Genomic DNA, 17,771 nt, shown 5'->3' with positions numbered 1-17,771 from the left:
GTCAGCAATACAATCCATTATTCTTATTTGCAGAAGGCCAGATAAACACCGATCTAAAAGACAGCTCCATCATCGCCGACTTCGGCCCGGCATCCAGCAACCGGCAAACTAACGGCCAATATTGCCTATCGTCGCACCACAGTTTTTCATACGAATTCTAACTCATCCATTACCATTTTTTCTTTCTTAAAGCATCCTCCTTGGAAACCAACAAGAAAGGAAAAAACTCGTACATATATGGCACTTCATCTTTCTTACCCATTGCCGTATACGACTCATGAAGCTTCTCACACTGATAACACAACAACGCATAAAACGGATGGAGGATTTTAATTATCGACCAAACAATATGAGGATTAGCCTTATCTGTAGCAGCCATCAAATAGCAGAATTCAACCATTGTAATCCAATTGCCATCTATATTTTGCAGCCAACTTCCAGCGCCCCCTGAGCGATCAGAAACTTGAATTGCTTTATTCTGTAACTTTGCACGCACGTCAACACGCAAACTCCATATATGATCATAAATCACTGACACCCATAGCCTCATCGGGTCGTCATCACTGTTGCGATTAGTCAAGACATCTAGGTTGTAATACCGAGAGCTTTTAGCAAAATTTGTAAGTGTGGAGACAATTTTGTCCTGCTTTTCATCTAAATTTAGCTCCATCCGCAAACCATAATCATCTGTCAGATTTGAACACTTTTGGAAAAGCTCTTTGATGTTGTGACCAAAAGATTTTAACTCTTTATTAGTGGGGTTCCTCAAATCATTTTTAAGCTGATGATCAAGAACAAGAACTATTTTCATCAAACGTTCAAAGCCTGTAGCCAACTCGAATAAACCTGAATAAAATAACCCTCTATGCCCATCATCAATATTTGAGCTTCTTATTGAATTCAATCCACCCAAGAGACTGGACATTGTTAAATGCCCCTCTTGAGTCAACAATCTAAAATTCTGAGTATACATAATGATTATTATCCATATTCTTAACAGGCGTTACGTGGCCATACGCCTTACCACTTAACCATATTGCTTGCCTAAAATTTCAACTCAACCCTAATAAAACTAAATCTAATATTCATTTTACTTTATCCCGCTATTTATCATATGCAAATTATATAGATAAAGCTGAAATCACTTCCGCTTTGGTTCGGAACCCATCAAACCTGATAATCTCTCTCAGGAATACCTTTTGTATCAATCTGCCACATTCCGTTTCATTTCTCCACGCAACACTCCCCGCCTTTCGTCGACTCCACTGCAAAATGCGTCATTCCGCATCGTTTTCTAGCACTCCAAATCGCCCCACCGCTCCAGTAATGGCGCGGCTTGGAGCCACCTGCAACGCTGCATCAAAACCGACCCATTTAGCGCGCAGGCGGGGCGGGGAGTCGACAGCGCGCCGGCAGGTTGCGGCGAGATAGGGGCAGGATGGTGGCCACAGGGGCGTGGCCACCCACTCGTCGCTGTCACTGCGAGAGCGACTCGATGATTTTGCAGTCGGCCACCGTGTCCGCCTGGCAGCATTGCTCGAGCCGGTCGAGTTCCCGCTCCAGTTGCTGTAGATCCTTCAGCCTTGACCTGACCCGCTCCAGTTGCTCGTGGATGATCGAATCGACCTGCCCACAGGGTGCGTTCTCGTCATCGGCGAGCCCGAGCAACGATTTCACGTCCTCAAGGCTCAACCCCAGGAGGCGGGCGCGCTTGATGAAGATCAGGCGATCCCGCTCCCGATCCGTGTAGAGGCGATAACCGCCCTCGGTTCTGGTCACCGGCGAGACAAGCCCCGCGCTCTCGTAATAGCGGATGGTCACCGCCTTGGTGTCGGTAGCCTTGGCAAGCTGACCGATGGTTATCCGAGACTCCATGATGCTTGACCCTATAGCGGCTAGAACCTTCATGCTATCAGTCAATCATTCGAGGAGGCACTGGCATGGATTCCTGCTGCGAGAACAAGGTTGGCGAGCTGGCGCAATTGCGGGGCGCGCAAGCGAAGGTGTTGTACTGGGTGCTCGGTATCAACGGCTTGATGTTCGTGATCGAGTTCGTGGCGGGCTGGCTGATCGGGTCCACGGCGCTGCTGGCTGACTCGCTCGATATGTTCGGTGACGCCACCGTCTACCTGCTGACGTTATACGCGCTGAACCGAAGTGACCGAACGCGAGCCGGCGCAGCGCTGGTCAAAAGCTTGTTCATGTTCGTTTTCGGTCTGGCGGTCATCGCCGAAGCAGTCCACAAGAGCGTGGCAGGCAGCGTGCCCGAGGCCGGCGCGATGGGCATCATGGGGATGCTGGCACTGGCGGCCAACGCGGTCTGCTTCATCATGCTGCTGCGCTATCGCTCCGCGGATCTCAATATGCGCTCGACCTGGCTCTGTTCGCGCAACGATCTCATCGCGAATACCAGCGTGGTGCTGGCCGCCATCGCCGTCGGCGTGACCGGCTCGCTCTGGCCGGACGTGATCGTCGGCCTGGCCATTGCTGCACTGTTCCTGCATTCGGCTTGGCAGGTGTCGACCGAAGCAGTGGTGGCATGGAGAGATACGGCCACAGAGAACGCAAGCGCTCCCTTGAGCGATTCGGCTGCACCGAGCAAAGAGGCTTGCTGCAAGGCTAGCTCGTCATGTGGTGCAGGGTCATCCGACGCTAGGGTTTGATGACCCAACGAGGGCGCTCAGGTGGCGGCTACGTTCAGGAGTCTTTGGACTGGTCGCGGGCGGCCGCTGCCTCGACAGCCCAATCCTCCGACGTGATCGCATACCGCTCATGATCTCTCCACTCACCATCGATTTTCAGGTATCGCGGCGAATACCCCTCCAACCGAAAGCCCATGGATTTGGCCAGGCCAACCGACCGCACGTTGCCTGACTGAATGTTGGCCTCCAGCCGATGAAGCTCGTGTTCGCCAAAGGCGCTGGAGATCACGGCGCTCAATGCTTCCTTCATCAGCCCTTTGCCCTGGTTCGGACTGAACGCGTGGTAGCCGAGATACGCCGACTGGAGCGCGCCGCGAACAATTTCGTTCAGGTTGATACAGCCGACCAAGTTGCCGTCTCTCGTCCTGGCCAGGTAGCTGTAGTGGGTATCCGCCGAGTACCGACGCAGATAATCGGCGTATTTCTCCGGTGTATCTGGTGGCGAGACCCACCCGCCCAAGAGGGATTCGCTGCGCTGAACAGCGGCCAGGAACGCCGCCCTGTGCTCTGCACCGGGCTGAAAGATTTCCACCTTCATCATCGTAAGGACCCACGTTTTTCGCGTCGCCTCTCCCCTAGCTCAGGCGCGAAGGAGAGGTGATGGTTTGGACCAATCGCTCATTATGCCGGTCGCCGATTTCATCGGCGACACCACCCGCGTGTACTCTTAAACACACTGCCGACCAGAGGATGCACGATTGAAATTGGAAAACATCGTAAAAGATCAATTGCGCGAGGCGGCGGATGTGTTGGCTCGCTTCAGCCAGGACGAAGCCCAACTGGAAGCCGTCACGCAAGCGGCGGAGCTGTTGGCGGCGCGCTTCAAAGCCGGTGGAAAAGTGCTCGCCTGTGGCAATGGCGGCTCACACTGCGACGCCATGCATTTCGCCGAAGAACTCACCGGGCGCTTTCGGGAGAATCGCCGGGGCTTGCCGGCCATCGCAATCTCCGATCCCAGCCACCTCTCCTGTGTCGCCAATGATTTCGGCTATGAACACGTCTTCTCGCGCTATGTCGAAGCCGTAGGCCGGCAAGGAGATGTACTGTTCGGTCTTTCGACCTCAGGTAACTCCGAGACCATCATCAAGGCGGTCGAGGCAGCCCGAGCCCAGAACATGAACGTCATACTGCTGACAGGCAAGGATGGCGGCAGATTGGCGGGGCTCGCCGACGTGGAAGTCCGGGTTCTTCACTTTGGCTACGCCGACCGTATCCAGGAGATCCATATCAAGGTGATCCACTCAATCATTTTGATGGTCGAGAAACTGGTGGAGTGAGAGGCAAGACCGAACCCATTCGCGCGCCACGACAAGATCGATAACGGCATCAAGTGTCAGCCGCGTGAGACCGTGACGATTCCGGCCAACAACATGGCTCCGCCGACCAAGAAACTGACGGTCAGTGGTTCATCAAGCAGTAGTGCGCCAAACATCACCCCGAAAATGGGCGACAGAAACGAGAATACCCCCAGCTGCGATGCCCAGTACCGGCGCAGTAGCGCGAACCACAGCAACAGCGCCGCGCAGGAAATCACCAGCGTCTGGAAGGCCAGGCTGGTAACGGCGATCCAACTGAATCGTATCGCCGCGAGATCGCCGCTGAACAGCGCCACCGGCAACAACAGCACGCCCGCGGTCAGCAGTTGATAACCTTGGGTCTGCAGCGGCGGCGCCTCCGACAGCGAAGTACGCCGTAGCACCAACGTCGTGGCCGCCCAACTCATGCCCGCCAGCAGACCGAAGACATCCCCCACCAGCATGGCTCCAGCATTCGCGCCCTCGCCGCTGGGCGCCATGGCGAGCACCAGGCCCGCAAAGGCCAGCGCCATGCCCCACCACTGGCGCTTGACCAATTGTTCTCCAGGTACCAGGAAATGCAGCCCAAGGCCCGCGAATACCGGCGCGGTATACAGGAAGACCGACATGTGAGATGCCGTGGTGTAGTGGAGCCCCAACGCCACGAAGACGAACTCGAAGGTAAAGCCCAGGCCAACCAGTATCCCCGGCCCGAGGCCCGCCACGAAATCACGCCATCGGATGCCTCGCAGGGCCGCCAGCCTCCATATGAGAATGGCGGCCAGCATCGAACGCAGCGCAATCTGACTCAGCGGGGCAATGTCCGCCGCGGCCGATTTGATCGCCACCTGCTGCAGGCCCAGCGCCACACAGAACAGCACCATGGCCGCGCCGGCCGGCACATCGATGGCACGACGCGTCGGTAACGCCGTTGCGGCTGTGGATGATGCGGAAGAACAAGACATGGGACCTCCCCCCTCGATGCGGCTCACACAGGTATCGGCGATATCTGCGCCGTGCCTGGAAACTCGATGAATCCGGTCGGGAAGTGGACCATTTGCCGCCTGGGCCGCCAAGCGATTATCTTGCAGGGCCAGGCTCAGGAAAACTCAACACATGAAAATCGAACGCCTGCCTCTCAATGGCCTGCGCGCCTTCGCGGAATCCTCTCGCGAGGGCAGCTTCAAGGTGGCGGCAGACCGACTAGGTGTCACGCCTGGGGCGGTCAGCCGTCAGATCAAGCAACTCGAGGAGCGTCTGGCGGTGACACTGTTCGAGCGTCATGCCAACGGTGTCAGAACCACGGCCGCCGGAAGACGCCTCGCCGAGGATGTCGATGCCGGTCTGGCGCGTATCGCGGCCGGCATGGAGGCGATCGCCAATATCACGCCTGACGTCACTCGCCTGCTGCTCAGCGCACCACCCTCTTTCACCCAGCTGTGGCTGCTGCCACGGTTGGCCGATTTCGAACTCCGCCACCGCCAACTGGAGATCTCGATCGACGCCAGCCAGGCGCTTAGCGAACCCAGTTGGCACGATACGGACGCCCGTCTGGCTCTACGCTACGGCCGGCCTCCCTGGCCCGGCGTGAGTACGCTACCACTGTTCGGGGATGTACTGGTCCCGGTCTGCTCACCGACATTACTCGACCACCGACCCATCGAACAGCCACACGACTTGCTGGCACACACCCTGTTCGATGTCTGCTGGTCGACGTCGGGGAGTGGGAGCTTTCCGAACTGGAGAGACTGGTTTTCCGCGGCGGGCCTGGCCGGGCAACCCCTTCCGACCTTGCGTCACTACTCGCTGTATGGCCTCGCCCTGGATCAGGTCATCGCGGGTCGCGGCCTGATCCTCGCCAGTCTGCCGGTGGTCGCGGATCGCCTGGTCAGCGGCGTCCTGACCTGCCCGTTCGGCGATCGATGGATGCTGCCGTCTCCGTTCCGTTATGAACTGGTCATCCCCGACAACGGCAAGCCACCGGAAGGTATTCGCGAGTTCATCGACTGGCTGCTCGACGAGGCCCGTCATTTCAGCCTGACCACCCCCGGCATGCCGGAGCCGTAAGTCACCACTACGCGCTTGGTGGCCTGCGCCGGCCACGCCTGCCTTGCCCAGGGTTTGAACTTCGGGGTACGGGCTGGGTTTCTCGACCTGGCGGGGGGCCAGGGGCGTCCTGGTATAGCGCTCGAGTTCGAACAGGCGACAGAACACACGCTATACCACGAGGGTACTGCATGGATCGGAAATGACGAGGAACGGCGGGGAAGAGAGTGTCTCGAATACCGCTGCATATCAGCAGTTCGCGAACAAAGTCGTCACTGCGGAAGGTCGTCACTGCGGCCGAGAGGGACTGGCGCCCGAAGCAGGACTCGAACCTGCAACCCACGGCTTCGAAGGCCGGTACTCTATCCAATTGAGCTATTCGGGCGCACGGCGCAGAAGATAACATTGCTCGGGCCTCCGACGCGAGTGCATCGGGGCCCGAAATGAAACCCCCGAACGCCAGCGCTTATCCGACGCTTAGTGCGCCATCATCTCTTCGGTGATTTCCTCACCGCTCAGGTCGGAGGGGTAGTAGGTGGGCCAGTTGGTGACCTCCTCGAGCAGCGCGTCGCGGTCGTCGCCCATGTAGAGGTGGTAGTGGTCCGCGTCGTTGGGCGATATGGCATGGTCGCTGAACTGGAAGTATTTCGGCGCTTCCTCGTCGCCACCTTCCCGCTCGAAGACATAGCGCACGCCGCGATTGCCGGCTTCATAGGTCAGAATTTCATGACCGTCGTAGATGTACTCGCCCGTATGCGCCTCGTCCCCCTCGTAGAAGGTGACATCGTCGCCGTCGATGACGATACGGTTCACATCGGTCTGGTAGCCCTTCTCGTAGTAGGCGTTGTACTCCGCTGCCGTCTTGTCGCCATGCGCCGCCTTGTGGGCGAACACCGGGTCGAGGGTGCCGTCCTGCAGGTAGGGATAGACCGACTGCCAGTCCCCTGCCCAGTCGGAGAGCTTTCGATCCTCGACCTGGTCGTCGTCGAAGTAACCGGCGTAGATGTCCTTGTCCTGACCGTGGTCATGAGCGTGATCGTCATGATCGTGCTCGTGATCCGCCGCCCAGACGGTTGAATGACTCCCCATCGTCAATAGTCCGACGACCACCACACCCGCGCTGTGCGCTGACAACAATTTCATGAATTGGCTCTCTTTTTTGAACGGACGAAGATCGAAACGCGATCAACACAATACGTTATAACATAACGATTTATCAACCACGACAAGCGCCCGGAGGCGGAGCGGCCAGAGAGGATGGGTTACGGATGCAACGCGGCGCTAGACTCGCGTCGGTCAGGATCCCGGGCGCGAGGCGCACTGTTGGGCAGCAGTCACGCGACTGGGTCAGGCGTAGCTGGCGCCGAAGGCCCGTCGGTCGAGCAGCCGCTGCATGGCGGCATTGGGCTTTTCGATCTTGTGGTAGAAACGGCTCGCGGCGTAGCTTTCATTGAAGGCGTCGAAGTAGTCGTCGAGCACGTTGGCGGCGTCGGCGTCGCCGGTCTTGCGCAGCAGTTCGGCGGCGACTTCGGCGGTGCAAAGGTGCGAGGCCGAGGCCGGCTTGCGCAGCCGATAGCGGGTCAGACGATCCGTGTGGAGCGGCAATACCGGCAGATCTTCCAGATACGGGCTCTTGCGGAAGATGCGCCGCGCCTGGCGCCAGGTCCCGTCGATCAGGATGAACACGGGAATGAAGCCGTCCTGCTTGGCGCCGATCACCGCCCGCTCGTCGACCACGCGATGCTGGTAGTCCGGCTGGTCGTCGGGAAAGACCACGAACGGCACGTAGCGCCGGTCCGCCAGCAAGGCAAGCAGGCGCGCTTCCGGCGCGGTGCGGTACCAGGTGAAGGTCTGGGTCTGCGGCAATACATCGGCGATCAGGCGGCCGGTATTGGTGGGCTTGTTGTGCTCGTAGGGGTGCGTCAGCAGCCAGACCTGGGCGTCGCTGGTCGCCATCACCCGGTATGGGCAGAGGCAGTTGAGCACCGGCAGACGACAGCCGTCGCAGCGTTCGACGAAGCTGCCCCGCGCCTTGAACTCACGGCGCGGCGGGTCCGACTCTCCGGCCGCCGGTTGATACCCAGTGTCGGCGTTCGGGGTATCGTTCTCGCTCGGCGACCGATGGTCGGTCGTCAGATCGGCATCGTTGCGCATGGATCGGCAGTCTCTGGGGCAAAAAAGCGGGGCGCGCATTCTAGCACTTCGCCTCGCTGTCTCGGATCTGCAATCGAGGAAAGATCTGTATCAATCCCTCAGAGGGTGTCTACAAAATGCCTGCGCTCGGCAATACGGCGTTGAAATCGACCTCGTACGCGAGCCCGGTCAAAATACTCATTTACTACATGTAAACTGGAACGCCAGCCCGGTCCTTTTTTCGACCGATTTCGCCTTGTCTTGCCTTCGCTCGTCGAATTTGTAAACACCCTCTCAGCGGCCGAGGCTCTCGCTCGCTTTCGACGTTTCGCCGTGGGAGGGAACGCCGCGCTGTTTCCAGTAGCCCGCCAGCACGGAGCCGGAGACATTGTGCCAGACAGAGAACAGCGCTCCCGGCAGCGCGGCGCCGGCGGTGAAGAACTGGTTGGCGAGGGTGACCGCCAGCCCGGAATTCTGCAGGCCCACCTCGAAGGCGATGGTGCGCGCGGTGCGAATATCGAAGCCCAGCGCGCGGCTCAGCCAGTAGCCGCCGGCAAGCCCGATGCTGTTGTGAGCGATGACGGCAATCGCCACGATGGGCCCCAGGGTCGCCAGGTTGCCGGCGTTGAGCGCGACCACGATGGCGATGATCAGCACGATGGCGGCCATGGCCAGCGTCGCCAGGGCCGATTCGATCTTCTGGATCCGCGCCCCCAGCAGATGGTGGACGATGACTCCCAGTGCAATCGGCGCGATCACCAGTTGCGCGATGCTCATCAGCATGCCCAGCACCGGCACGTCGATGGTCTGGCCGACCAGCAGCCAGGTGATAAACGGCGTCGCCACCACGGAAATCACCGTGGAAACCATGGTCATCGAGACCGACAGCGCCACGTGACCGCCAGCTAGCCAAGTCATCACGTTGGAAGACGTTCCCCCCGCCGTCGCGCCGACCAGAATCATCCCGGTGGTGAGCTCCGGGCTCAGGCCCAGCACGCGCGACACCAGCAGCGCGGCAACCGGCATGATCAGGAACTGCAGGACGACGCCGACGGCGATCGGCTTGGGCGCCTTGATCACGCGGGCGAAGTCCTCGCGGGTCAGGGTCAGCCCCATGGCGAACATGATCACCACGAGCAGCGTCTTGATATCCGCTTTCAGCCCGACGAACAGCTGCGGCTCGAAGGCAGCGATGACGGCCAGCAAGACGGCCCAGACCGGGAACAACCGGTTGATGCGTTCAAACATGATGATGTGTCCTAGCGATGGTATGGCTCGCCGATGGGGCAAGCCGGGGCCGCTCGTGCGGCTCTGTTGGGGTCGATGCGAAGGCGGATGCGGCTCCGATACCGACAGGGCGAGCCATTTTGCCGTACCGCGAGCCGCGACTAAATAGGCAAAAGGCGGCAGACGCCGGGGATACCCGCCCCGGGCGCAAGCCCGAGGGGCCTTCAGCCGTCGAAACCGCCCTGCTCGCGCCACCGCGCCACCAGCGCCGGCACGCCCCGGCTGGCCGGTTCCGCGACGGGACTCACGCCGGGTGGCACCAAGTCGCGGGCGTGGGGGTCGACCAGCCAGCACGGCGCCTCCAGCGGCGCCTGTTCCAGCAGCAGTGCCGCCGGCATCACCGCCAGTGACGTGCCGACGACCAGCAGCGCGTCGGCCTCCTGGACGATGTCACAGGCTTCCGCGTAGCGCGGCACGGCCTCTCCGAACCAGACCACGTCGGGCCGTAGCTGGCTGCCCTTGTCGCACAGATCGCCGATCGCGATGGTACCTCGGGCCGAGACCTCTTCCACCGGGTAACGCAGGTTGGCATCGACGGACGATCGCGCCAGCCGGATCTCGCCGTGCAGGTGCAGCACATGGCGTGAACCGGCGCGCTCGTGCAGGTCGTCGATATTCTGGGTGACCACGCTGACCCGAAACCCCGCCGCCTCGAGCTCGGCCAGCGCCAGGTGCGCAGCGTTCGGGCGTGCCCGGCGGGTCTGCTCGCGACGCTCGTCGTAGAAGCGCAGCACGGTCTCCGGATCGCGCGCCCAGGCTTCGGGGGTCGCCACGTCCTCGACACGATGGTTTTCCCACAGGCCGTCGCCGTCGCGAAAGGTCCTGAGGCCGCTTTCGGCGCTGATGCCGGCGCCGGTCAGCACCACCAGATGAGGTTGGGTGTCATCACTCATGACGCAATACGCATCCCTTCAAGTCAGGCCTTCAAGTCAGACATTGGACCGGGCACGGCCGCAGATCCCTGGATGATTTCACTTGTCGCCCCAGAGGCTAGCATGCACCGCTCGCCGCCGACATCCGCCCTTCGGGAGGCGGGCGCAACGCCCCCTGCTTTGGCCAGGCGGGCGACAGGCCCTTGAGATACCCCGCCCCAGCCCCGACAATAGCGACCCATTTCGCTTTCCGAGCCCGTTCCATGACCGCGACGCTTGCCACGACCGCGCGCCCTGCGCCGCTGGCGGTGATCTACCGCGATGCGCGGCTGATCGCCGTGGCCAAACCGCCGGGGATGCTGGTACATCGCACGGCGCTGGCTCGTGGCGAGACCCGCTTCGTGATGCAGACCCTGCGCGACCAGATCGGTCAGCACGTCTACCCGGTTCATCGACTGGACCGCCCCACCGGCGGCGTGCTGCTGTTCGCGCTGGACAGCGAAGCGGCCGCGGCGCTGACGCGCACCTTCACCGAGCAGCGCGTGACCAAGCGCTATCTGGCCGTGGTTCGCGGCTGGGGGCCGGAAGCGATCAGCATTGACGCCCCGCTGCGCGAGGAGGACGGCATTCGGCCCAAGGCGGAAATGCCGGCGCAGGCGGCGCTGACCCATTTTCGGCGGCTGGCGACGGCGGAGATCCCGGTGGCGATCGATCGCTACCCGCAGGCACGCTACTCGCTGATGGAAGCGCGGCCGGAAACGGGGCGTCGCCACCAGATTCGGCGCCACCTGGCCCACTGCGGTCACCCGATCATCAATGACGCCAAGCACGGCAAGGGCATTCACAACCGCTACTTTCGCGATCATCTGGATTGCCCGCACCTGCTGCTATCCGCCGTACAATTGACGCTGACGCACCCGTTCGAGGGCCGTAAGCTGATGCTGGAAGCGGCACCCGACGCCCCGTTTTCCGCCCTGCTCACCCGGTTCGGCTGGCAGGCGCACCTGACACGACACGGCGCCCGATGGCAGGCGCCCAGCGCGAGCACGATGCCAGCCGAACCGAGCGATGCCTTTTCATGATCGAGACCCCATGAGCGACGACGCCAAGACTTTCAACGACGCCCCCGAATCCGGCAACGACGGCGAGCGTGACGACTACGATTTCCGTTTCGGCGGCATTCGGCGTCTCTACGGTACCCGTGCGGCCAACGCCTTTCGTCGCGCCCACGTGGTGGTGATCGGCGTGGGCGGTGTCGGCAGCTGGAGCGCGGAAGCGCTGGCGCGTTCCGGCATCGGCAAGCTCACGCTGATCGATCTCGACGATGTCTGCGTCTCCAACGTCAACCGCCAGCTTCACGCCCTGGACGGCCAGATCGGCAGGCCCAAGGTGGAGGTGCTGGCCGAGCGCTGCCGCGCGATCTGGCCCGGCATCGAGATTCATGCCGACGCGGCCTTCGTCACGCCGACCAACCTGGTCGAGCGGATTCCGGCCGACGCCGATCACGTGATCGATGCCATCGATCACGTCGGCGCCAAGGCGGCGCTGATCCACTACTGCCACCGCCGCAAGCTGCCGATCACCGTGACCGGCGGCGCCGGCGGCCAGAGCGACCCGACCCGCGTGCAGGTGGCGGATCTCACCCGCACCGAACACGACCCGCTGCTGGCCAAGGTGCGCTCGAAGCTGCGCCGGGACTTCGGCTTTTCGCGCAATCCCAAGCGCCGTTTCGGCGTCGAGTGCGTCTATTCCGACGAGCAACTGGTCTACCCCGGCGAGGATGGCGAAGTCTGCCTGCAGAAGCCGGCCCCGGGCCAGGCCACGCGCCTCGACTGCGCCGCCGGCTTCGGCGCGGTCAGCGTGGTCACCGGCACCTTCGGCTTCGTGGCGGCCGGGCGCGTGCTGACCCGGCTTGCCGCCAAGGCCGCGCGCTCGGACGAACCCTCGCAGACGCCAGCGGCGATGGAGACACCCCGACTATCGGCAGAACCGTCAGTCGACACCCAGGAGATTTCCCATGAGTGAACATCGCAAGCCGGTACCGGGCATCTATCGTCACTACAAGGGCCAGCTCTACGAGGTACTCGATGTCGCCCAGCACAGCGAGACCGAGGAGTGGCTGGTGGTCTACCGGGCGCTCTACGGCGACTATGGGCTGTGGGTGCGCCCGCTCGCCATGTTCTGCGAGCAGGTCAGCGTCAGCGACGAACCGGTGTCACGGTTCGCGCTGGAGAAAGCGTTCCGCTGACCCGGCCACGGGGCCTGCGGAGCCCGAGTGGCCATCGCCGTCCGACGACAGGACGGGTATAATGCGCCGCTTTCCAAGCGACGGCCCGACAATCCACGCGGTGGTATCCACAACAAGGGCCGGCGAATCATTTCCCACGGGAGGAAGCATGAGCGTACGCGTCGGCGTGATCATGGGTTCGAAGTCGGACTGGTCGACTCTCTGCCATACCGTCGAGACCCTGGAAAAGCTGGGTATCGAGCATGAAACCAAGGTGGTCTCCGCCCACCGCACGCCGGACCTGCTGTTCGAATACGCCGAGACCGCTGCCGACCGGGGCCTGGAAGTGATCATCGCCGGTGCCGGTGGCGCGGCCCACCTGCCGGGCATGTGCGCCGCCAAGACACGCTTGCCGGTACTCGGCGTGCCAGTGAAGTCGAGCACGCTCTCCGGGGTCGATTCGCTGCTCTCCATCGTCCAGATGCCGGCCGGCATTCCCACCGCGACGCTGGCGATCGGCCGTGCCGGGGCGATCAACGCCGCCCTGCTCGCCGCCGCCATGCTGGCCAACCACGACGAGCGCATCCGCGAGGCGCTGGAAGCCTTCCGCGCCGAACAGACGCAGCAGGTGCTCGACAACCCCGATCCTCGACCCGCAGATCAGGAGCCATCATGAGAATCGGTATCGTCGGTGGCGGCCAGCTCGGCCGCATGCTCGCCCAAGCGGGCGCGCCACTGGATATTCGCTTCACCTTCCTCGATCCCGGCAGCGAGCCGTGTGCCGCTGTCCACGGCCAGCACCTGCAGGCCGACTGGCAGGACCCGGAGGCGCTGAACACGCTGACCGCCACCTGTGACGCCATCACCTTCGAATTCGAGAACGTGCCGGCCGAGGCCGTCGAGCGGCTGGCCGAACGCCGCCCGGCCTATCCGCCCGCCTCGGCGCTGGCCACAGCGAGGGATCGCTGGCTCGAGAAGTCGCTGTTCCGCTCGCTGGATATCGACGTGCCGCCCATTGCCCGGATCGACAGCCAGGCCGACCTCGATACCGCGGTGGCCGAGATCGGCCTGCCGGTGGTGATCAAGACCCGGACCATGGGCTACGACGGCAAGGGCCAGAAGGTGCTGCGCGAATCGGAAGACGTCGCCGGCACCTTCGAGGAGCTGGGCGGCGTGCCGTTGATCCTCGAGGGCTTCATCGATTTCGACCACGAGATCTCGGTGATTGCCGTGCGCGGCCGCGACGGCGAGATCCGCCACTGGCCGGTGGTGCGCAACGAGCATCGCCAGGGCATCCTGCACCGTTCGGTGCCTCAGGTCGCGCACCCGCTGCAGGCGCAAGCGGAGGATTACGCCAGCCGGGTCATGAACGAACTCGATTATGTCGGCGTGATGGCGTTCGAGTTCTTCGTCACCGCCGCCGGGCTGCTCGCCAACGAGATCGCTCCCCGGGTCCACAACTCCGGCCACTGGAGCATCGAGGGCGCGGTGACCAGCCAGTTCGAGAATCACGTTCGCGCCGTCGCCGGCCTGCCGCTGGGCGAGACCGCCCGCCTGGCGCCGTGTGCGATGCTCAACGTGATCGGCGCCTTCCCCGAGCGCGACGCCGTGCTCGCCCTGCCCGGCACCCGCTGGCACGACTACGGCAAGGCGCCCCGGCCGGGCCGCAAGATCGGTCATGTCACGGTGCTGGCCGCGGACGACGAGACACTGGAGACGCGCGTCGAGGCGGTCGAGACGCTACTGGTCAACGATCTCGGCTGATCGTCGCCCGGACCTCACGAAAAAAGCCCCGGTGTCAGCTCGAGCTGACATCGGGGCTTTTGGTTGAAGCGTGCGCCTGGTCAGGCGCCGCGCCTCACTCCTTGTCGGTCGTGAACATGTGCTTCTGCAGATAGTTCTGGATGCCGACCTTGTCGATCAGGCCCAGCTCCGCCTCGAGCTTGTCGATGTGCTCTTCTTCGTCGTCGAGAATCTTGATGAACAGGTCGCGGCTGACGTAATCGCGAACGGATTCGCAGTAGGGAATCGCTTCCTGCAGGTCGGCGCGGGCCTTGTGCTCGATCTTGAGATCGCTCTCGAGCATCTCCTGGCAGTTCTCGCCGATATTGAGCTTGCCCAGGTCCTGCAGGTTAGGAATGCCTTCCAGGAACAGGATGCGCTCGATCAGCTTGTCGGCATGCTGCATCTCTTCGATGGACTCTTCGTACTCCCACTTCGCCAGCACGCTGAGCCCCCAGTCCTTGTACATCTTGCTGTGCAGGAAGTACTGGTTGATCGCGACCAGCTCGTTGCCGAGCACGGTGTTGAGATAGGTGATGACCTTGGCGTCGCCTTTCATTGTCGTGTTCTCCTCATGGTGTCTCTGGTGATGGGGAGGCACGTTGTGGCCACGCACTCCCATCGGATCGACACCACCCGGCCGGGCAGCATCGATCCAGTGACCGCAGTATCACCCATACGATCCAGAAATTACAACCATTACAGTAGGTTACGACAATATCTCATCTGCAAGCCGTTGGCAGATGGAAACGCGGCTGATAACGACTCGCGCTATCGCAAGGCCGTCGCCGTCACGACGCGAAGGTGGAAATCGGTTCGAAATCAAGTAGAAGCCGTGGCCGCGGGAGGGTGCAAGCGCGGTCAGACCGCGTAGGCGAGGTCTGGATCCATCGCCATTTCCTGGCTGATCGCCTCGCGCATGACGCTCTTGCCGGTGCAGGCGCACTTGCCGCACTGGCCGGCACAACCGGTGGCCTCGCGAACTTCACGCCAGCTGCGGGCGCCACTCGAGACGGCATTTTCGATATCGCGGTCAGTGACCCCTACACAGAGACAGACGTACACGGCCAAACCTCACTGGTAACGTGATGGCAAATGTAAATGATTCGCATAGGCAATTTCAACCCGTAATCGAAATCATCTCGCCTGACATTAGTGGAGGCCGGCTTAACGCAAGAACGCCGCGCCCTTTCGGGTCGCGGCATCTCGATGATCCACTTTTATGATGTCTGTCGGAACCTGTCTACGATCTGATTCTCAGCCGGTGCGTCGCAACAGCCAGAATCCCAGCAGATAGCAGGCCGCCGTCGGCACCACCACCGCCAGCGAGGGCGAGAAGCCGAACAGCACCGACGCCGGCGCCAGCAGGTCCTGCAGGTACTTGAAGGTCAGGCCGACGATCACACCATAGAAGATACGTGTCCCCGCGGCCACGCTACGCAGCGGGCCGAACACGAACGAGGCCGCCAGCAGCACCAGTCCGGCCAGCGTCACCGGCAGCAGGCTCTTCTGCCAGAAGTAGAGCAGTGGCTGCGTGGCCTCCTGCCCCTGCGCTCGCAGATAGTCGGCATAGCGCCAGAGGCTGGTAATGGGCTGGCTGTCCAGCGGGCGCAGCAGTCGGGTCAACTGCGCCGGAGTCAGCGCCGTGTCCCAGCTCTCGCTGGGCAGCGTCTCGGCGCGAGTCGCGCCCTCTTCGAAATGGGTGATCCTGACATCTTCCAGCGTCCAGGCGTCGCCATCCCACACCGCTCGCGCAGCCTGGGTGGCATCGACCAGCCGTTGCCCATCGAAGTGGTACCGGGTGAAGTTGATCAGGGTATCGTCGGCACGAATGGTGCCGAACCGATAGAAGTCGTCCCCTTCCCGCTGCCAGCCGCCACGGTGCGACAGCACGGCTTCCGAGCCTTCCGACTGCTCCAGCCGCCACGCCTCGGCGTGCTGCTCCGTCGCCGGGCTGACGAACTCGCCTATCGCCATGGTGATCAGGATCACCAGTACCAGGGGCTTGAGCACGCCCAGCAGAATGCGGCCCAGCGAACGGCCCGAGGCACGCATCACCGTCAGTTCGTTGTTGGAAGCCATACCGCCGAGGCCGACCAGCGCGCCGATCAGCACCGCGACGGGGGCGTATTCATAGAAGCGCCAGGGCAGCCGCATGATCAGATAGAGCAGCACGTCCAGGGCGGTGTAGCCACCCGAGACGTCTCCCAGGTCGTTGATGTAGGAGATCACCAGGTCCAGGCCCAGCACCATGACCTGAACCACCAGCATCGCGCCGAGCACGTTGCGGGCGATGTAACGGTCGAGACGATCGATCAACATCAGCGGCCTCCCCGCGTCTGGTCGCGACGGATCAGGAACAACCCCAGCGCCAAGTAGACCAAGTGGATCGGCCACATGCCGATGCCGGGCGGCAGACTGCCCCGCGCGATCGCGTCCTGGGCCGCCAGCAGCAGGCTGAGATAGCTGATGTGCAGGAAGATCGCCGGCAGCAGCTTGGCGAAGCGCCCCTGGCGCGGATTGACCCGCGACAGCGGCAGTGCCAGCAGGGTCAGGATGGGAATCATCAACGGCATCGAGAGGCGCCACTGCAGTTGCGCCATCGACTCGTCGTCGCCGTCGGCGACCAGTTCCGGCGTGCTCATCAGTTCGCTGTCGACATCGACCTCTCCCGTGTCGTCGGTCGCCAATCGAACGCCGTAGCTACCAAACTCCAGCTTTTCCGCAACCGGGCTGCCGGGCTCGACGCTGTAGCGTTGACCATTTTCGAGTACCAGGTAGCGGCTGCCGGTATCTGGATCGGTGGTCTGATAGCCACTCTGGGCCCGCGTCACCACCTGCTGCGGCGACCCGTTGCCACCGGTCTGGCGCTCGCTGATGAAGACGTTCTGCATGCGCGACCGGTCATCGCTGAGGGACTGGGTGTAGGCGGTGCGGTCATTGCCGAAATCCTGGAATCGACCGGGTGTCAGCAGCGAGAAATCGAGCTGACTCTGCTGCTCGTCGATCAGACGCTCGTTGTGGGCGGCACCCGCCGGTGTCAGCCACAGGCTGCAAAGCCCGACCAGCACCGCGATCAGCACGGCCGGCAGCAGCGTGACCTGCAACAGCCGGTTTGGGCTGATGCCGCAGGCGACCAGCACGGTGATCTCGCTGTTCAGGTAGAGCTGGCCGTAGGCGAGCAGAATCGCGAGGAAGAACGACAGCGGCAGCACCAGCTCGAGAAAGCTGGGCATGTGGAAAAGCATCAGCGTGCCCAGCGCACTGAGTGGCAGTTCGCCCTGGGCCGCGTCGGTGAAGTAGCGAATGAAGCGACTGCCCATGATCACCAGCAACAGCACGCCGGCCACCGCCGACATGGTCAGCAGAATCTCGCGTGTCAAATAACGGGATACAATCAACATCGACTCCTGATTTGGCTTCCTGC

At 62.1% G+C, this 17,771-nt stretch carries 20 protein-coding genes and 1 tRNA gene; 8 read left to right on the top strand and 13 right to left on the bottom strand.

Annotation, left to right across the window (positions count from 1 at the left end):
- Nucleotides 1–169 precede the first annotated feature (169 nt).
- Both F0A16_RS01410 and F0A16_RS01405 read right to left on the bottom strand, forming a co-directional pair.
- Complete coding sequence (locus F0A16_RS01410; RefSeq protein ID WP_223119681.1) at nucleotides 170–925, bottom strand: hypothetical protein; 756 nt, start codon at nucleotides 923–925, stop codon at nucleotides 170–172.
- A gap of 551 nt (nucleotides 926–1,476) precedes the next feature.
- The gene (locus F0A16_RS01405) at nucleotides 1,477–1,875 is read right to left on the bottom strand and encodes a MerR family transcriptional regulator (protein ID WP_149433607.1); all 399 of its coding nucleotides are present in this window, start codon (nucleotides 1,873–1,875) and stop codon (nucleotides 1,477–1,479) included.
- Nucleotides 1,876–1,940: 65 nt separating this feature from the next.
- Between F0A16_RS01405 and F0A16_RS01400 the strand changes: the two genes are divergently transcribed.
- Nucleotides 1,941–2,663, top strand: coding sequence for a cation efflux transmembrane domain-containing protein (locus tag F0A16_RS01400; protein WP_149433606.1), 723 nt, complete (start codon nucleotides 1,941–1,943; stop codon nucleotides 2,661–2,663).
- A 34-nt stretch (nucleotides 2,664–2,697) separates the two neighbouring features.
- On the opposite strand, the gene F0A16_RS01395 is transcribed toward F0A16_RS01400, so the two are convergent.
- Entirely contained in the window at nucleotides 2,698–3,243 is a 546-nt protein-coding gene (locus F0A16_RS01395; protein WP_149433605.1) for a GNAT family N-acetyltransferase, read from the bottom strand.
- Nucleotides 3,244–3,400: 157 nt separating this feature from the next.
- On the opposite strand from F0A16_RS01395, the gene lpcA reads away from it, so the two are divergent.
- The gene (gene lpcA / locus F0A16_RS01390; protein ID WP_149433604.1) at nucleotides 3,401–3,979 is read left to right on the top strand and encodes a D-sedoheptulose 7-phosphate isomerase; all 579 of its coding nucleotides are present in this window, start codon (nucleotides 3,401–3,403) and stop codon (nucleotides 3,977–3,979) included.
- Between the two features lie 56 nt (nucleotides 3,980–4,035).
- On the opposite strand, the gene F0A16_RS01385 is transcribed toward lpcA, so the two are convergent.
- Nucleotides 4,036–4,962 (bottom strand): DMT family transporter, encoded by a 927-nt coding sequence (locus F0A16_RS01385; protein ID WP_149433603.1) that lies wholly within the window; start codon nucleotides 4,960–4,962, stop codon nucleotides 4,036–4,038.
- A gap of 151 nt (nucleotides 4,963–5,113) precedes the next feature.
- Between F0A16_RS01385 and F0A16_RS01380 the strand changes: the two genes are divergently transcribed.
- Nucleotides 5,114–6,064 (top strand): LysR substrate-binding domain-containing protein, encoded by a 951-nt coding sequence (locus F0A16_RS01380; RefSeq protein ID WP_149433602.1) that lies wholly within the window; start codon nucleotides 5,114–5,116, stop codon nucleotides 6,062–6,064.
- A 287-nt stretch (nucleotides 6,065–6,351) separates the two neighbouring features.
- Here the strand turns inward: F0A16_RS01380 and F0A16_RS01375 are convergent.
- From F0A16_RS01375 to F0A16_RS01355, 5 genes are all read right to left on the bottom strand, one after another.
- Nucleotides 6,352–6,428: transfer RNA gene (locus F0A16_RS01375), tRNA-Arg, on the bottom strand.
- Nucleotides 6,429–6,520: 92 nt separating this feature from the next.
- The gene (locus tag F0A16_RS01370) at nucleotides 6,521–7,132 is read right to left on the bottom strand and encodes a metal-binding protein ZinT (RefSeq protein WP_420853059.1); all 612 of its coding nucleotides are present in this window, start codon (nucleotides 7,130–7,132) and stop codon (nucleotides 6,521–6,523) included.
- Nucleotides 7,133–7,390: 258 nt separating this feature from the next.
- A complete protein-coding gene (locus F0A16_RS01365) occupies nucleotides 7,391–8,197 on the bottom strand; it encodes a tRNA-uridine aminocarboxypropyltransferase (RefSeq protein ID WP_149433600.1) in 807 nt (268 codons plus the stop codon).
- Nucleotides 8,198–8,470: 273 nt separating this feature from the next.
- Complete coding sequence (locus F0A16_RS01360; protein ID WP_149434078.1) at nucleotides 8,471–9,430, bottom strand: bile acid:sodium symporter family protein; 960 nt, start codon at nucleotides 9,428–9,430, stop codon at nucleotides 8,471–8,473.
- A gap of 197 nt (nucleotides 9,431–9,627) precedes the next feature.
- Nucleotides 9,628–10,356, bottom strand: a complete 729-nt coding sequence (locus tag F0A16_RS01355; RefSeq protein ID WP_149433599.1) for an SIR2 family NAD-dependent protein deacylase — start codon at nucleotides 10,354–10,356, stop codon at nucleotides 9,628–9,630.
- Nucleotides 10,357–10,598: 242 nt separating this feature from the next.
- Between F0A16_RS01355 and F0A16_RS01350 the strand changes: the two genes are divergently transcribed.
- The 5 genes from F0A16_RS01350 (at nucleotide 10,599) to F0A16_RS01330 (ending at nucleotide 14,326) form a co-directional block, all read left to right on the top strand.
- A complete protein-coding gene (locus tag F0A16_RS01350) occupies nucleotides 10,599–11,417 on the top strand; it encodes a pseudouridine synthase (RefSeq protein WP_149433598.1) in 819 nt (272 codons plus the stop codon).
- Nucleotides 11,418–11,427: 10 nt separating this feature from the next.
- Nucleotides 11,428–12,360: a tRNA cyclic N6-threonylcarbamoyladenosine(37) synthase TcdA gene (gene tcdA / locus F0A16_RS01345; protein WP_149433597.1), complete on the top strand. Its 933-nt coding sequence runs from the start codon at nucleotides 11,428–11,430 to the stop codon at nucleotides 12,358–12,360.
- A complete protein-coding gene (locus F0A16_RS01340; RefSeq protein WP_149433596.1) occupies nucleotides 12,353–12,583 on the top strand; it encodes a DUF1653 domain-containing protein in 231 nt (76 codons plus the stop codon). Before tcdA ends, F0A16_RS01340 begins: the two co-directional genes overlap by 8 nt.
- Nucleotides 12,584–12,731: 148 nt before the next feature.
- The gene (gene purE, locus F0A16_RS01335) at nucleotides 12,732–13,238 is read left to right on the top strand and encodes a 5-(carboxyamino)imidazole ribonucleotide mutase (RefSeq protein ID WP_110598534.1); all 507 of its coding nucleotides are present in this window, start codon (nucleotides 12,732–12,734) and stop codon (nucleotides 13,236–13,238) included.
- The gene (locus F0A16_RS01330) at nucleotides 13,235–14,326 is read left to right on the top strand and encodes a 5-(carboxyamino)imidazole ribonucleotide synthase (RefSeq protein ID WP_149433595.1); all 1,092 of its coding nucleotides are present in this window, start codon (nucleotides 13,235–13,237) and stop codon (nucleotides 14,324–14,326) included. The genes purE and F0A16_RS01330 overlap by 4 nt, the downstream gene beginning before the upstream one ends.
- 94 nt (nucleotides 14,327–14,420) lie before the next feature.
- Here the strand turns inward: F0A16_RS01330 and bfr are convergent, their stop codons facing one another.
- From bfr to lptF, 4 genes are all read right to left on the bottom strand, one after another.
- Nucleotides 14,421–14,903, bottom strand: a complete 483-nt coding sequence (bfr, locus tag F0A16_RS01325) for a bacterioferritin (protein WP_110598536.1) — start codon at nucleotides 14,901–14,903, stop codon at nucleotides 14,421–14,423.
- Nucleotides 14,904–15,205: 302 nt separating this feature from the next.
- Nucleotides 15,206–15,409 carry a (2Fe-2S)-binding protein gene (locus F0A16_RS01320; protein ID WP_149433594.1) on the bottom strand — a complete coding sequence of 68 codons (204 nt, stop codon included), beginning with the start codon at nucleotides 15,407–15,409 and terminating at the stop codon, nucleotides 15,206–15,208.
- A 192-nt stretch (nucleotides 15,410–15,601) separates the two neighbouring features.
- Nucleotides 15,602–16,666, bottom strand: coding sequence for an LPS export ABC transporter permease LptG (gene lptG / locus F0A16_RS01315; RefSeq protein ID WP_149433593.1), 1,065 nt, complete (start codon nucleotides 16,664–16,666; stop codon nucleotides 15,602–15,604).
- On the bottom strand, nucleotides 16,666–17,745 hold the full coding sequence (gene lptF, locus F0A16_RS01310; RefSeq protein ID WP_187775893.1) for an LPS export ABC transporter permease LptF: 1,080 nt from the start codon (nucleotides 17,743–17,745) through the stop codon (nucleotides 16,666–16,668). Before lptF ends, lptG begins: the two co-directional genes overlap by 1 nt.
- Nucleotides 17,746–17,771 lie beyond the last annotated feature (26 nt).

It is taken from the genome of Salinicola corii (assembly GCF_008298015.1).
Taxonomy (GTDB): Bacteria; Pseudomonadota; Gammaproteobacteria; order Pseudomonadales; family Halomonadaceae; genus Salinicola; species Salinicola corii.
Note: the sequence above shows the minus strand (reverse complement) of the source record. Positions and strands in the feature narration are given on the sequence as shown.

Coding starts and splice junctions, on each gene's coding strand:
- F0A16_RS01410 (WP_223119681.1), bottom strand. CDS start 925: ATGTCCAGTCTCTTGGGTGGATTGAATTCAATAAGAAGCTCAAATATT.
- F0A16_RS01405 (WP_149433607.1), bottom strand. CDS start 1,875: ATGGAGTCTCGGATAACCATCGGTCAGCTTGCCAAGGCTACCGACACC.
- F0A16_RS01400 (WP_149433606.1), top strand. CDS start 1,941: ATGGATTCCTGCTGCGAGAACAAGGTTGGCGAGCTGGCGCAATTGCGG.
- F0A16_RS01395 (WP_149433605.1), bottom strand. CDS start 3,243: ATGATGAAGGTGGAAATCTTTCAGCCCGGTGCAGAGCACAGGGCGGCG.
- F0A16_RS01385 (WP_149433603.1), bottom strand. CDS start 4,962: ATGTCTTGTTCTTCCGCATCATCCACAGCCGCAACGGCGTTACCGACG.
- F0A16_RS01380 (WP_149433602.1), top strand. CDS start 5,114: ATGAAAATCGAACGCCTGCCTCTCAATGGCCTGCGCGCCTTCGCGGAA.
- F0A16_RS01370 (WP_420853059.1), bottom strand. CDS start 7,132: ATGGGGAGTCATTCAACCGTCTGGGCGGCGGATCACGAGCACGATCAT.
- F0A16_RS01365 (WP_149433600.1), bottom strand. CDS start 8,197: ATGCGCAACGATGCCGATCTGACGACCGACCATCGGTCGCCGAGCGAG.
- F0A16_RS01355 (WP_149433599.1), bottom strand. CDS start 10,356: ATGAGTGATGACACCCAACCTCATCTGGTGGTGCTGACCGGCGCCGGC.
- F0A16_RS01350 (WP_149433598.1), top strand. CDS start 10,599: ATGACCGCGACGCTTGCCACGACCGCGCGCCCTGCGCCGCTGGCGGTG.
- tcdA (WP_149433597.1), top strand. CDS start 11,428: ATGAGCGACGACGCCAAGACTTTCAACGACGCCCCCGAATCCGGCAAC.
- F0A16_RS01340 (WP_149433596.1), top strand. CDS start 12,353: ATGAGTGAACATCGCAAGCCGGTACCGGGCATCTATCGTCACTACAAG.
- purE (WP_110598534.1), top strand. CDS start 12,732: ATGAGCGTACGCGTCGGCGTGATCATGGGTTCGAAGTCGGACTGGTCG.
- F0A16_RS01330 (WP_149433595.1), top strand. CDS start 13,235: ATGAGAATCGGTATCGTCGGTGGCGGCCAGCTCGGCCGCATGCTCGCC.
- bfr (WP_110598536.1), bottom strand. CDS start 14,903: ATGAAAGGCGACGCCAAGGTCATCACCTATCTCAACACCGTGCTCGGC.
- lptG (WP_149433593.1), bottom strand. CDS start 16,666: ATGTTGATCGATCGTCTCGACCGTTACATCGCCCGCAACGTGCTCGGC.